15 protein-coding genes are annotated in these 14,298 nt (G+C 40.7%); 8 read left to right on the top strand and 7 right to left on the bottom strand.

Annotation, left to right across the window (positions count from 1 at the left end):
* The first annotated feature begins 26 nt into the window (after positions 1-26).
* The 3 genes from ACSZOX_RS12370 to ACSZOX_RS12360 all read left to right on the top strand — a co-directional run bounded on the left by ACSZOX_RS12370 (position 27) and on the right by ACSZOX_RS12360 (position 3,137).
* Entirely contained in the window at positions 27-1,232 is a 1,206-nt protein-coding gene (locus ACSZOX_RS12370; RefSeq protein ID WP_437920295.1) for a DUF4959 domain-containing protein, read from the top strand.
* A 35-nt stretch (positions 1,233-1,267) separates the two neighbouring features.
* The gene (locus tag ACSZOX_RS12365) at positions 1,268-2,509 is read left to right on the top strand and encodes a DUF4998 domain-containing protein (protein ID WP_437920294.1); all 1,242 of its coding nucleotides are present in this window, start codon (positions 1,268-1,270) and stop codon (positions 2,507-2,509) included.
* A 346-nt stretch (positions 2,510-2,855) separates the two neighbouring features.
* Entirely contained in the window at positions 2,856-3,137 is a 282-nt protein-coding gene (locus ACSZOX_RS12360; protein WP_437920293.1) for a pyrimidine/purine nucleoside phosphorylase, read from the top strand.
* A 243-nt stretch (positions 3,138-3,380) separates the two neighbouring features.
* On the opposite strand, the gene ACSZOX_RS12355 is transcribed toward ACSZOX_RS12360, so the two are convergent.
* Positions 3,381-4,337 carry an Rpn family recombination-promoting nuclease/putative transposase gene (locus ACSZOX_RS12355; protein ID WP_437920292.1) on the bottom strand — a complete coding sequence of 319 codons (957 nt, stop codon included), beginning with the start codon at positions 4,335-4,337 and terminating at the stop codon, positions 3,381-3,383.
* Positions 4,338-5,225: 888 nt separating this feature from the next.
* Here ACSZOX_RS12355 and ACSZOX_RS12350 point away from each other — a divergent pair.
* From ACSZOX_RS12350 to ACSZOX_RS12330, 5 genes are all read left to right on the top strand, one after another.
* Complete coding sequence (locus ACSZOX_RS12350; RefSeq protein WP_437920291.1) at positions 5,226-5,738, top strand: hypothetical protein; 513 nt, start codon at positions 5,226-5,228, stop codon at positions 5,736-5,738.
* A 248-nt stretch (positions 5,739-5,986) separates the two neighbouring features.
* Positions 5,987-6,457 carry a hypothetical protein gene (locus tag ACSZOX_RS12345; protein ID WP_437920290.1) on the top strand — a complete coding sequence of 157 codons (471 nt, stop codon included), beginning with the start codon at positions 5,987-5,989 and terminating at the stop codon, positions 6,455-6,457.
* Between the two features lie 24 nt (positions 6,458-6,481).
* Entirely contained in the window at positions 6,482-6,649 is a 168-nt protein-coding gene (locus tag ACSZOX_RS12340; RefSeq protein WP_437920289.1) for a hypothetical protein, read from the top strand.
* Positions 6,650-7,512: 863 nt separating this feature from the next.
* On the top strand, positions 7,513-9,930 hold the full coding sequence (locus ACSZOX_RS12335) for a TonB-dependent receptor plug domain-containing protein (protein WP_437920288.1): 2,418 nt from the start codon (positions 7,513-7,515) through the stop codon (positions 9,928-9,930).
* A gap of 11 nt (positions 9,931-9,941) precedes the next feature.
* The gene (locus tag ACSZOX_RS12330; protein WP_437920287.1) at positions 9,942-11,174 is read left to right on the top strand and encodes a DUF4374 domain-containing protein; all 1,233 of its coding nucleotides are present in this window, start codon (positions 9,942-9,944) and stop codon (positions 11,172-11,174) included.
* Positions 11,175-11,329: 155 nt separating this feature from the next.
* On the opposite strand, the gene ACSZOX_RS12325 is transcribed toward ACSZOX_RS12330, so the two are convergent.
* From ACSZOX_RS12325 to ACSZOX_RS12300, 6 genes are all read right to left on the bottom strand, one after another.
* On the bottom strand, positions 11,330-11,503 hold the full coding sequence (locus tag ACSZOX_RS12325) for a hypothetical protein (RefSeq protein WP_437920286.1): 174 nt from the start codon (positions 11,501-11,503) through the stop codon (positions 11,330-11,332).
* Positions 11,487-11,714, bottom strand: a complete 228-nt coding sequence (locus ACSZOX_RS12320) for a hypothetical protein (RefSeq protein WP_437920285.1) — start codon at positions 11,712-11,714, stop codon at positions 11,487-11,489. The genes ACSZOX_RS12325 and ACSZOX_RS12320 overlap by 17 nt, the downstream gene beginning before the upstream one ends.
* Positions 11,715-12,045: 331 nt before the next feature.
* Positions 12,046-12,453: a DUF5675 family protein gene (locus ACSZOX_RS12315; protein ID WP_437920284.1), complete on the bottom strand. Its 408-nt coding sequence runs from the start codon at positions 12,451-12,453 to the stop codon at positions 12,046-12,048.
* Positions 12,454-12,589: 136 nt separating this feature from the next.
* Positions 12,590-13,126 (bottom strand): hypothetical protein, encoded by a 537-nt coding sequence (locus ACSZOX_RS12310; RefSeq protein WP_437920283.1) that lies wholly within the window; start codon positions 13,124-13,126, stop codon positions 12,590-12,592.
* Positions 13,127-13,639: 513 nt separating this feature from the next.
* Positions 13,640-13,924 carry a hypothetical protein gene (locus tag ACSZOX_RS12305; protein ID WP_437920282.1) on the bottom strand — a complete coding sequence of 95 codons (285 nt, stop codon included), beginning with the start codon at positions 13,922-13,924 and terminating at the stop codon, positions 13,640-13,642.
* A 69-nt stretch (positions 13,925-13,993) separates the two neighbouring features.
* The gene (locus ACSZOX_RS12300; RefSeq protein ID WP_437920281.1) at positions 13,994-14,242 is read right to left on the bottom strand and encodes a hypothetical protein; all 249 of its coding nucleotides are present in this window, start codon (positions 14,240-14,242) and stop codon (positions 13,994-13,996) included.
* Positions 14,243-14,298 lie beyond the last annotated feature (56 nt).

The following is a 14,298-nucleotide window of genomic DNA, read 5'->3' as shown; positions in this document are numbered from 1 at the left end:
TAGATACACTCTTAAACATGATTTATATGAAAAGACATACTATCATACAATATATAGCAGTTATAGCGACGATAGTCTTTGCTCTAAGCTGCAAACAAGACCTCGAGTTCAGATCACCTCATGGTGATAACGGTGAAAAGCCGGATGTGGTAACGGGAGTTTCCGTAACCAACCTCGCAGGGAAAGCAAAAATAACCTATAAGCTTCCGAACAATTCGAATTTACTATACGTAAAAGCGGTCTATCAATATGGAACAGGTGAGCATGCAGAGGTCAAATCATCGATCTTTGTCGACACACTTCTTGTTGAAGGATTTGCCGATACCCAAGAACATGACATTACACTGTATGCGGTAAGTCGCAATGAGGTTCTGTCCGATCCCGTGATTGTGAAAGTGAAACCATTAGAAGCACCTTTTAAAAAGGTTTTTGAGTCCATAGATGTCATCAACGCATTTGGTGGTTACAATCTTTCTGCCTCGAATCCCACAAGGGATAATATTTCCATTATTGTGATGCGGAAAAACAATTTTAACGAATTCGAACGCGACAATTTCAAGTCAGTATACACCAAAACAGACGAAATACTCTCCAAGATCCGCGGACTTGATACGTTGGAACAGGAGTTCGCTATCTATGTCAAAGACCGATGGGGAAACAATTCAGATACATTACTCAAAACGGTGAAGCCAATTTTCGAAGAAAAACTAGATCCAAGTAAGTTTAGAACATTTGTTTTACCTGGCGATGCGCCGCAGGTAACGAATGGAGCAGCTCTCCAATATGCTTGGGACGGGAAATTGGGCTGGCCTTACACCAGTTTTACGCACCAAATCAACGGCGGTAACGATCCACATATAATTACCTTTGACACCGGAACACTTGCAAAGATTAGTCGCGTTTGGATTCGTCCATTCCCCGAAGGCGTCCGGTACTATTATCTGAGCACAATGAAACGCTTCGAGATCTACGGTTCCGCGAGCCCATCCTTAACCGGAGCATTAGATGGCAGCTGGACGCTATTAGGCAGCTATGAAGTCGTAAAACCCTCGGGCTTACCTTATGGAACAGACAATGCCGAAGATCAAGCAACGGCAGCTGCTGGGTTCAATTGGGAAGTCGATCTCAACGCACCTAAAGTGCGCTACATCCGGATCCGCTGCCTAGAGAACTTCGCCGGAGGAACAGCACAAAGCATTAACGAACTAGAGGTATATGGCTCCGCACAGTAATTGTGCGGATACGAAAATCAGCAAACGATACAGATATGAAAACACAATATAGAATGAAGATCGAACGGTTGTTATTAGCAGCCTGCACAATGATCTTCTGTGCATCCTGTTCGAAATGGGACGAATTCAAAGAATATACAGATAAAGGTGGAATTACCTATGTGGGAAAACTGGATTCCGTTAAGATCCTTTCTGGAAATGAACGCATAAAAGTTCGGGGACTAATCAAACCCGATCCAAAAATTAATGAGGTTCGCATTTTTTGGAACGATATGAAAGATTCCCTCTCCGTGCCACTTAGCGAGTCAGTAAAAAGCAGTCGTATTTTCGAACAAGTACTTGAAAAACCAGAAGGCATAGTAAGCCTGACAGTGGTAACTTATGATAACTTAGGCAATAAGTCTATTTTGGTACCAGTTGTTGGTAGATCCTATGGAGACCGTTATCAAAACAGTCTAAATAATAGGCTAATCAGCAGTGCTATTTCAGGTAACAATCAAGCTACGATAGATTGGATGGACATGGATATGTCTACCGGACCAATTGCCACAGAAATAAAATATCTCGCAACGAATAGTCAAGAAAAATTAGTCCGGGTGCCCATTAAGGATGCACAGAATACAATTACGGATATATCTTATTCGGCAAAAACTATAGCTTACCGCACGTTATTTCTTCCACAACCTACAAGCATAGACACTTTTTCTACAGCATTCGTCACTGTTGCTTTAACAAGGGACGTTACCTCAGAATACATCAAGAACAGCAAAAATCCTATAGAAACCATAGCACGGTCTGGACGTTGGGCTATACCTGCCTATTGGCAGATCAATACAGCAGCAAAGAACTATAGAAACGCCGATGGAGTTTTTTTTGGAGGAGTTGACTACGAATTTGGAGGTCCATTCTTGGCCATGGAAGCCGGTTGGTCAGCAGATAATATGGCAACCATTACCAACGGCAAAATCTATCAGACGGTGACATTGCCCATAGGATTGCATTCTTTTGAAATGGATATCCCCGATTGCACATCGGGTGGAGAATTCTACACCGTCGCCATGAAGGGAGATGGGATACCAAACATTGAGAACATAAGCAGTTCAATTGCTTACATAAAAACAAATTCCGCAGGCACACATAAACTGTCGTTTACGCTAACAGAACCGACAACCGTTTCTTTAGGTTTCGTAGGTACTCTACCTAACAAAGGATCAGGTGATGGTACATTTTGGCGCATCAATGCCGTTCGATTAAGACATACTATTCCACTAGACTGATAAGATCGACAGATTTTTTTAATTCGCATAATTGTGTTGTTTTTATGGGTATTGGATCAAACGTGCGCCACAACGAAAGCAGTTGTTGTGCACGATCCGATGCTCCATAAAAAAACCTTTTTTAAACGCATGGATCTCCCAAGGCCATTAAGTAGATAATCGCAGTGCGAAGCCTATCTGCTTTTAGCGACTTCGCGACTTTGCAAAAAATGTAACCTCGTAACTCTTACATCACTTCGTAACCACTACAATATCTCATGAAAAAGATGATTTTTTCACATCCTATTGGTAGAGGTTAGTGTTTTGATACAAAAAAAAGTATTTTTGAGAATAGATTCAATAAACTATGATTCAGATAAATGAATATTTTGAAGGGAACGTAAAGTCTCTTGGATACAACCGCGTAAATGGAAAATCTACTGTGGGTGTTATGGAACCAGGCGAGTACACCTTCAATACAGGAAGCCCAGAAACGATGATCGTAATCGAGGGCCAGATGGAAGTCTTACTCCATGGTGAGGAAATATGGAAAACCTATAACGAAGGAAACAGCTTTGATGTTCCAGGAAACGCCTCATTTCAGGTAAAAGTTGCTTCACAGACTTCTTATCTGTGCCGGTATGAGTAACATTTAGTAGAAGTGTAATAAAACTACAGCACTGTTTCGCTGTGCATAATTTATGCAAACAAAGGTCGAATATTATTTACAGATGTATTCGACCTTTTTTATTACATTTCACCAATAAAAATAAACGACTTTACATCTGTCTCAACCAATGTAAGCTTGTAACTCCTCAACCTTATCACCAATAGCTAACAAAAAAACCTTCCTAGGTTCGGAAGGTTTTTGGTAACGTTCAAACGTCACAAATTATTTCTTACTTGTTCCTAATTCGACTCGGAGGGACTGCACAAATTCCAAAGAGACTTCTGCAAAGTCCGCAATATCTGTATCCGACCAATCCCCTCGGTGGATCAACTTTCTTACAACTTCATGTTTGTTTTGCTCAATTCCTTGTTCTATTCCTTGTTGAAGTCCTTGTTCAAGCCCCTGTTGCAGTCCTTTCTCAAGGCCCTCTTCTAGGCGTTTCTTCTGTTCTTCTTCCTGGTATTGCCGAACAGCTTCCTGATCCCACTTTCGCTTTAAACTTACGTCGTACATCGTGCGTTCCTCCTGGTTTAATTTACAATATTCCGCTATCTCAAACAGCTTCTCAAATATAGATTTACGCAAAAACAAGGGCAACTTTTCTAAGGTCGATAGATTCCGTAAAACGTACAACCAACGATCCAGATCACTCTCCAGCTCCTCCTCTGCTTTTGCAAAGTTACGTAACTGCACGTAAATAAAACCCAGATCTTCGTAAAAAACTTTTCCTGTAACCCTGTTGCACAGACAGATATCATGCAGAACATCGTCGGCTTCCTCGGCATCGGGTAAGACAAAACCGTCCATCAGCACAATGACGTAGACTTCCGTGATTTCGTAATTCCAGGCTTTGCGGTTCCCTTTGGGGGCTTGGTCTGCGATGATCTTACTCCCATAGTACAGCATCCGACGTTTCAGGTTGGCCTGGGCCGTACGCTGTACTTCAATGACAAATTTTGCACCGTCATCTGCTGTACACATCAGGTCGAAGATGACGGTCCCGATCTCCACTCCTTCGCCGACATGTTCGTTTCGCTCATAAACTAAATCAACGATGTTTTTCCGTCCTCGAAAAAGGCCGTTAAGAAGGGATATCAATAAATCTTTGTTAATTTCTGATCCAAAAATACGTTTGAATCCATAATCCGTGATCGGATCGATGTAAATTGGTCTTAGCATGGCTTTATTATAATGGTTAGGGCAAAGGTAATAAATATATTTTTGTCCTCTATGGACGGACAGCCCTTCTCTTCTTTTTAAACGTTTTTTCTTGCCCCTCAAGCCGGGGCGAGGTTTCTTTTTGTCCTTTGCTAGGACAGGGCATTACTTTTTTCTTAATAAAGTTGTGCCCCTCAAGCCGGGGCCGGGCTCATCCTTTTTTTCCCAAAAAAAGGATGCAAACCGACCATAGGGAGCTCATGAATACAAAAAAACAAACACGAATTCATAAAAAATCGTCGCTGGAAACCTTTGCAGGATAAGTCCGTGCGAAGGCAAAATTCTACATATTGCAAAGGTTACCTTCGGTGAGCTCGCAAGCTCGGTTTCAAGGCGACATTCATCGTTAAGGATAGTTTGTGCAATTTTTTTTCTTTAACCTAAACTCGCTTCGCTAAGACAGTGTTTCGTTTTTAACAGAATTTCCTGATCAAAGATCTTCGTAGAAAAAACCAAGGCCGTTCCTTAAAATAATCGCTTTGCAAAAACTCATCTACTTTATTTACGACTTCACAACTTTACAATTCTACATCTTTACAATCAATGTAACTCTGTAACTACATAATTTTGTAACCAATACCCTTGAGTATTCCGAAATATTTCATTTACTTTGCATCACAATTAAGTATTAACACATTAAAAGACTGAAGAATATGTTTGCACTATTAAATATATCAGGTTCTACTACCCAGGAGGGCGTGGCAGCTATTCTTCAGAAGACTTCGTTTTCATAGCTTATTTCCTCGTCACTTCTGTATCGCTCCTACAAAACGTTGGAGAAAGGTGTTTTTTGTCTAGTTCGGTCTAGACTGGGTTTATTGCAGTTTACACTGCTTTTACGAAAAATTTATGAATATTGGAGATAAATATGTGCTAAAGGCACTGGATAGCTACCCCTTTTATTTAGAAGAAACGTTAGAGTCTTTATCCTATGCCTTATCTTATGATGACGCAAACACAATGGCGTTAAATCTTATGGGAAGAGTATATGCCGAGCAATTGTATAATTATGATAAGGCAAAAGAATATTTTCAAACTGCACTGTCAGAAAATGTTTTTGCGGTTGAAGTCTATCCTTACTTTATACAATTGTTGTTGGATACCGAATCCTTTGAAGAAGCGGAAAAGACCATAGCCTTTGCATTAACAGTACGCGGAATCAATAAAGCGGCTATTTTACTGAAGCAACTGTTGCTGTTGGAGAAACAACAGAAATATAGAAGAGCTCTTATGGTATGGAAGGATCTATCGTTAACATCGGGGCATTATGATATTGATATAGATCTGAAAGCAATAGAGGAACGGATCAAGCAAAAACAGCTGCTGAAGAAAAAGAAAGCAGTTAAGAAAAAAACGAAATAGATAGCATAGGGGCAAGAGATTTTTTGCCCCCCTATTTTACGTTTAAACAGCTTGCAACATACAACTCGAATAAAAGGCTAAGCTGCCTGATCATCCTGCTCAATAAATACTACAAATGGGGTATTTCATCCGTCAAATCATTTTTTTTTATTTGTTATGTTATTAACAAGCAAACTAAGTAAGAGCCATGAAAAGAAGGAAATATTATCGCACGTAAATTTGCAGTTTACAAAACACGATTTCTCTCGGTGGGAACAGACGGTGGTGGTATAACAGAGAGTTATCAGATCTTCACAGCTAAGGCTACGGAAAGCGATGCGTCCATTGGAAATTCAGGTCTAATATTCGAAAAAAACGGTGAATGGCTAATAGACTTTGGATTCAAAGAGAATAAGATTAGTGGATATAACGATGGTCTTGTTTACATGTTTAACGTAAAGAATACGAAAAAAATGGCTGAACTGTATGCCGAGGAAAAAAAGAGTGAGGATGTCGGTCCCTATGGCTGTTTCTTGACGACCGCATGCGTATATCACAAAGGGCTCCCCGACGACTGCTATGAACTCGAGTTATTACGAAATTTACGGGAATCATTTATGAAGCCCAACCCTGATTACAATGCACTGATTACCGAATACAAGGTAATTGCACCGCTCATGTTAATAAATATTTACCGCGCAGAAAATAAAGCTGAAATTCTAGATTTCATATGTAAATAATTTGTTTTTTAAAGGTCATATGGAATGTCCCGATTATTTTCATTCGTGTTTGTGCTTTGCAAGCACGGACATTTCATATACGAAAATCTTATCGTTCCTTCCATTCAACTCATTGAACAGAATAAAAAATCAGAAGCGGTCAACTATTATTCCTCTTTTGTCAATATGATGAAATCGGAATATCTTTCTTAAAAGGTATTTATTCACGTATGACAAGTATTTCAAGGCCATTCTTTTTCCCAAGAAAAGGATAAGTTGTGTCCTTAAAGCCCAGAGTGGCTTCTTTTTTGTCCTTAGCCAGGACTGGGCATTACTTTTTTCTTGATAAAGTTGTGCCCCTCAAGCCGGGGCAAGGTTTCTTTTTGTCCTCTATGGGCGGACAGCCCAGTTCTTTTTTCCGAAAAAAGAACCAAACCGACCGAAGGGAGCTCATGAATACAAAAAAAACAAACACGAATTCATAAAACTCGTCGCTGGAAACCTTTGCAGGATAAGTCCGTGCGAAGGCAAAATTCTACATATTGCAAAGGTTACCTTCGGTGAGCTCGCAAGCTCGGTTTCAAGGCGACATTCATCGTTAAGGATCGTTTGTGCAATTTTTTTTCTTTAACCTAAACTCGCTCCGCTCAAACAGTGTTTCGTTTTTAACAGAATTTCCTGATCAAAGATCAACGTAGAAACAACCAAGGCCGTTCTATTAGGTAATCGCTTTGCAAAAACATATCTACTTTTTAACGAATTCACGACTTTACATCTTTACAACAAATGTAATTTTGTAACTCCTTAACTTTGTAACCTATACCAATCAACGACCATACATCTTAACAAATGCATCTTTGTGACCTCTTCACTCGATAAAACAAAATCGAATTTGTAAACAACTCCCCTCGCACATTCATTAATAAGTTAATAAAAAATTATCAAAAAAAATACAATACCAATATCAATTTTAGTGTAAAACATGAATTTCAGCAAAAAAAAATATAACAAACACATTATTTGTTTTCTTAAATATATTTTTACCTTTGCCTTGTTTAAACTTAATCTAAATAAAAATGCAAGCAAATTCTAGAAACCTAGTTTATCGCTACAGCATCTTGCTGGGTTTCATTTTATCTTTTACAATTATATTTCCCCTGCCCAAGAGCTATGCACAGGAGCAAAAGAAAATAATAGGTCATGTAGTCGATGAAAAGGGGAGCCCTATACCCTACGCCTCCGTGAGTTTAAATGGAATCTCTGTGGTCAGTACAGATCGTGACGGAAAATTCGCTATCGATATCCCTAGACAGGGGACTATAAATCTTCATATTTCTGCTTTAGGAATGAAGCCACTGAAAAAGGTTATCTCACAAAACAGTGCATCAACGAAAATACAAACATTTACACTTGTAGAAGATGTGGTTAGTATAGAAGCCATTGAAATCTTAGGATTAAGCAAAGTAGATCAAGTTAATAAGCAATCTTTCAATGTAACAGCGATTGATGCCAAGAAACTACACAATAATACCATAGATGTCACCCAATTACTAAACCGTGTGTCTGGTGTCCGCGTTCGTGAATCTGGAGGCTTAGGATCACAAACAGCACTCAGTATAAATGGATTCTCAGGAAATCAAGTTAAGATTTTTATGGACGGTCTACCAATTGACAATTACGGATCCTCTTTCCAGTTAAACAACATACCCATCAATTACATAAGTCAAATTGAAGTTTATAAAGGTGTCGTGCCTATTTGGCTGGGAGGCGACGCCATTGGAGGAGCTATTAATTTAGTCAAAAACACTGCAATTTCCAACTTTGTAGATGCTTCCTACTCCTACGGATCGTTCGGTACACATCGTGCCAATCTCAATGCAGGCTACATTGCAAAGAATGGTTTTACACTTGAACTAAACGCCTACAAAAATTATTCTAAAAACAATTATTGGGTTAACGTTGATGTGGTTCCTGACATAACAACAGGCGTTACGATCAGCGATCGAGTAAGGCGTTTTCACGATCAATACGACAACCAGCTGTTTAATTTTAACATCGGAGTAAGCAACAAGAGCTGGGCGGATCAACTCTTATTTGGTATCAAGCTAGGTGATAACCACGCAGACATACAAACTGGAAATCGGATGTCGGATGTATTTGGAGCACGCTTCAAAGAAGGCAATATTATTCTGCCAAATATCCTCTACCATAAAAACAACTTTCTTGTTGACGGTCTCGACCTCAAGGTTCAAGGCAGCTTTAATCTTGGTGAAGAAAAAACTGTCGACACCGTATATCGGCAATTTAATTGGTATGGAGAAAGTATACCGAAAGGTGTTAAAGACTGGAGCCCAGGTGGTGAAGTAGAAAGAACACTCTATCGGTATAAGAACAACAACGCCAATGCTACCGCTAATCTACAGTATGCGCTAAACGAACATAACACCGTATACTTCAACAATACATTTACCTCTACAAATCGAATAGGCGATAATGAATTACAGCCGGATAATGATTTTTACAAGCAACCAAAGAAGCTCCAGAAGAATATCACCGGTTTAGCATGGGGAAACTCCCTTATAGAAAATTTTGTCAACCAAATCTTCATCAAGCATTATTTTCAACATGTACATGCCTACCAAGTAAACAACGGCATTTACAGCGATTATGAAGATACTCGAAATTATTTCGGATATGGTATTGCGTCATCATACAACTTATCTCCACTAACACAATTTAAATTTTCCTACGAAAAAACATACCGCTTACCTATCGACGATGAGCTTTTTGGAGACGTTGTCAATCTGACCGCTAATCCGCAATTAAAGCCTGAACACTCACACAATTATAACCTAGGAGTCAGCCATACTTTCCAATGGGATGAACAAAATGCACTCTTAGTCAACATGAGCGGTATATTCCGAAAAGCAAAAGATTTCATCCGTTACGTAAATTCTGCTACAAACAATAACGGGAACATGATGCAGACCGCACAAAATCAACGCGATGTTAATAACTTAGGTGGAGATCTTGAATTACACTATTCCTATGCCCGCAAGCTCCATATTGTCGGAAATATAACCTATCAGAACCTACGTAATCAAACAGAATACGAAACCAGCAGTACCGATGTCAGCATTTTCTATAAAGATAGGCTTCCTAACATTCCCTATCTCTTTGGAAACGCAGACGTCTCCTATCAGTGGAATAACGTTCTACTACACAATAGCAGCCTTCGGGTAGGTGCTAATATGTACTATGTGCACGACTATTTTCTACGATGGCCATCTGCAGGTACAACCAGTACAAAAGAAACCATTCCAGAACAGTTATCATATGATGCGAATATTACCTATTCATTTGCAAATGGTAAATATAATATCGGTATAGATGCGCGAAATATAACCGACGCTATACTTTACGATAACTATATGTTACAGAAGCCCAGTCGAAATTTCAATGTGAAATTCCGCTATGCCTTTACAAAAAAATAACAAAATAAAATATGAACTTAAAAAACTACAGTAAACTAGCCCTTCTAGGAATCGGCTTAACGATCAGTGCAGCATGCAGCAAAAGTGACGATAACAGTGGCGAACCAGCAACAGGCAGCGGATCCAAATTCCTGTTTGTTGTTTATTCAGATGGCACATCGGGCGAAGCAGCCAATTACATTATCACAGCAGACGATCTAAGCTCGGGCGAAGTTTCTATTAAGAATAACGGTGTAGAAACAAGCGCCTACTCTTTCCTTGTGCAAAACAATACCTTATTCGGTATCACCTATGCTAATTATGGTCCTACACAGGCATACCAATTAAACAGTTCTGGAGAGATCGTTAAAGCCGGTAATCAAGTCAATACGGAATTCACAGGTGCTTATACACCAATCGATGATAAGGCTTATGTAGGCGTTTCACTTTCGGGAGGCATTTCCAACCCTGAGGCTACTTTATACCAGTTTGATGCAGCTAATTATCAAGTTTCCCAACGTAAATCTTTCAGCCTAGATCTCTTTAAAACAGGTGAATTTGCGAATTATACCGCCATCAAAGAAATCGGTGATAAACTCTACATGCCATTATATTCCGCAACAGGAGTAACCGGAAAAAGTACCTCTTATATTGACAGTGCATGGATCGCAGTATTCGATAAAGCGACACTCACTTACCAAAAGTTAATCCGCGATGGCCGTATCGGACCAATCGGAAACTGGTTTGGCATGCAAGGTGTAGAACAAATCGATAATGGTGACGTTTATGCTTGGTCTACATCAGGTAATGCCCTTAACACAGCACTCACAGCAAAAAACCATTCTGGAATTATCAAAATAAATGCTTCAACAGATGCCGTTGACGCCAGTTATTTCTTTGATGTAGAAGCACTAACAGGTCATAAGATTGCCCGCGGCAACTATATTAAGGAAGGAAAATTTCTAATGACCCTCTACCAAACAGACGTCGTTGGGGGCGTTTCAGGAGGAATTGTCAATCTCGCTATCGTCGATGTGATTAACAAAACTGTTACGGATGTAACCGACATTCCAGACCATGCTCAAATGTCTTATTTAAATAAGGTATATATCGATGATAACGGAAATACAGCTTATTATGTACTCAAAAACACAGAAGGAAACTTCTATTGCTACAAAATAGATGTTACTGCTGCTACTGCGACACGAGGTATTCGTTTTGTAGGTGTATCCGATGTAACAGCGATTTCTAAACTGACTTATTAACGGAAAAAGGAGGCATGCAGAACACATGCCTCCCTTTACACTTTTCGCCTAATTTCCTCTCTATTCCTTTCGCCAGCGACCAGATGATAATGAAGTCTCATCTGTCAACTATCACGAAAAATTCCGCGGGAGTGAAGTCTATTTTTTATACGCTCTTAACGTTTTCGACGACGCTTACCCTGTAGAAGACGACTGGTTAAGTAACTTACCGCAGCGCCAACGATAGCCATCAATATGGTGTTCACAAGATTCGACCAATCGAAGCTGTTCCATATAGAGCAGAGTGTACCACCCAGTGTACCTACCTGCACGTTATTGAGCGGTCTCATCTTGCTCCTCTTTTGCTTCCACTTCGGCAGCGATCTCTCCGCCATCTGCTGCTGCATCAGTTTTCCCCACCTCCTCATCGATCACCGCCTCCGCGATGCCTAAACCAATGGCAATATATTTCAATACATTCAACGCCTTTCCTGGCAACTGAATTGGAGCCAGCAATACCACCTGTATCACTTGACTGATTTTACTGAGCACTTTTTTCATCTGTAAATAATTATTGCATAAGCTTCTTTTTTGTCCTTTGCCAGGACTGGGCTTGTTCTTTTGCCCCTCAAGCCGAGACGGGGCTCATCCTTTTTTTCCCAAAAAAAGGATGCAAAAAAAATCGTCGCTGGAAACCTTTGCAGGATAAGTCTGTGCCAAGGCAAAGTTCTACATATTGCAAAGCTTTCAAGGCGACATTGAATGTTAAAGATTTGTAGTGCAATTATTCATCCTTTATAGCTTCACGACTTTACAATCAATGTAACCTTTTAACTACCCCATCACTTCGTAACCAATAAAAATCAACGGCTTTACATCTTTACAATTATCATCAAGTTCTAATCAACAAAAACACCTCTCCTTCCATTTCCCAAAGGGCGTAGACCAACGCTTTCAATTCATGCAGGGCCTTACGGCTATCGGTACCTATTCCTTCGCCTGTTAAGGTGGTGACAGGAGCAATACAGCCTAGCAATTCTTTCATGGCATTATTTGCTGGGTGGATCAATATCGCTTCTCGTCCCAACACATTGGGAATACCGATCTGCTCCCCATTCTTGGGATACCGCTTTTTTTCCAGTTTGTAACGTCCTTCCGGGATGCAGCTAAGGCGAGGAATATTATTCTTATCCGGAAGCTCTATGGTATAGCAGATGTGCTTTCCCTGATAGGAGAGCGAGCCATTTGTACCCAAAGCCCCATAGCGGCGCTTCAGCACAAGAGTATGCGTACTATTCATCGTAAAAAAATTAAAGGTTTACAATAAGCAGGGCCAGTGCCCTGCGTTAAGATTTCGAGAACCGCAGTACGGAAAAGCTGCCGGCATAGCGATCCGTACCGCGGTTCCTTTAGCCATTCAGCACACTACAGTGCTGCTAACGCACCAGTAGTTGCGAAGTGTCACTCCAGTCGCCCGATCCCTGCGTGTTGACACCGCGAACACGCACCTCGTAGCGTTCCGCTACATCCAAGGGAGCCAGAATATTGCCACGCGACGAGGTTGTCGTCAGCCGATCGCTCCATTCCGATTCCGAGACTTTTTTGTACTGGTACTCGTAGAGCAAAGCCCCTTTGAGCTTGTTGAAATCGAGCCGAGCCTGCCCCGATTGCCGCCCATCGGCCAATCTCACACCCTCTACACGCAGTGGTATTTTCGAAGAAACACTCTCGCTATTCGTCGCAAAGCCCGAGCTTAGCAATACCGATATCTGTCCATTCGCTACCGAATTTACATAGTAGGCGAGCTTCTGCAGGATCGCTTCCAGTAGTGGCCTAGTCTCATCCTTTAGAGCTGTATCTTCCGGAGATCCACGCTTTCGGGCGGCAGAAAGCTTAGCCGCAAAATCATCCAGTACTGTCTGCACTTCCGCTAAAGCAGGTGAAGGCGCAGGAAAATTAGCATTGTCTGTCATGGCGTTCACAATTGTATTTGCGTACACCACCAGCTCATCATCTTTCCACCGGGAAAAACCGATGAGCGCTTTAAATTTAGTTGCCATTTTTTTAGCAAGGATACCCTGTAGCATCCCGTGACGTCCGTTTTCCTCGCGAGCTATTCGAACAGTACAAACGTAAAAAACAAAGCAGATCCAAATGAAACTTTGGCGGGATTTGGCGGAAATTGGCGGGATCTGGCGAAAAACAGGCCCAAAAACCAAAAAAATCGCCATTTTCTACATGTACATTAAGCCAATGTACATGTACACTAAACAAAACGCAATGTAAAAAACAAAAAACTTCATGTAGTTGACAAAGAAGTTCATGAAGTTTTACGCAATGTACATATACACTGAGCCAGTGTATATGTACAAAGTCAACAATTACATGAAGTTTACGCGAAACTCCATGTAAATGTTCAACAACTTCATGTAGTTTACAAAAAAGTGCATGGACATGTCGAACGACTCCATGGAGTTCACAAACGACTACATGGAGTTTATCAATAAGTTCATGTAGTTTTCGAAAAACTCACCTGCGTTCCGCGCAATGTACTTATACACCAAGACAATGTACATATACATTAAAGCAAAGTATGTATTCGGCGAGTCTTTGGATAAGTAGAAAAGGTTGTCGACAAAGCTGTCCGTAACAGTAACATCGTTAGGGAACACGTCCCCAAAGAACAACGTCAAAAAGTCAAACGACAACAAAGCAATGTCACTATACAACAGCTCCATGTCACCTGTCATTGGCGTAGTGTACAGCAACATTGCAACAATCTAACCCTACAACAGAAAGCCGACATCCAACAACAACGACCTTCCACCATACATTGCCAACTAGATCTTACCCTTTCTTCTACTCTCTTCCAGCGCGGCGACGATATCCTCTTCGAAAAACATATCCGCGCCATTCAGGCGCATAGGAATCAGTTTCCCATTCTTGAGGTTGCGCTCATACGTCCGGTCGGTCATTCCCAACTTCTCCATCACATCCTGTTTTGACCACAGCTTTCTCTTTTCGAGTGGAACCCCTTGCTGTGAAGCAGCAATATGGATCAACAACTTTTTCATCATGCGTACGAGCACGACAATTTCATCAATCAAAGCTTTCATAATCGCAGTAAATAAGCCAACAGCCTCTA

This window comes from Sphingobacterium sp. LRF_L2 (assembly GCF_965644235.1).
Classification (GTDB): domain Bacteria; phylum Bacteroidota; class Bacteroidia; order Sphingobacteriales; family Sphingobacteriaceae; genus Sphingobacterium.
This window is presented reverse-complemented; position numbering and strand designations above follow the sequence as displayed.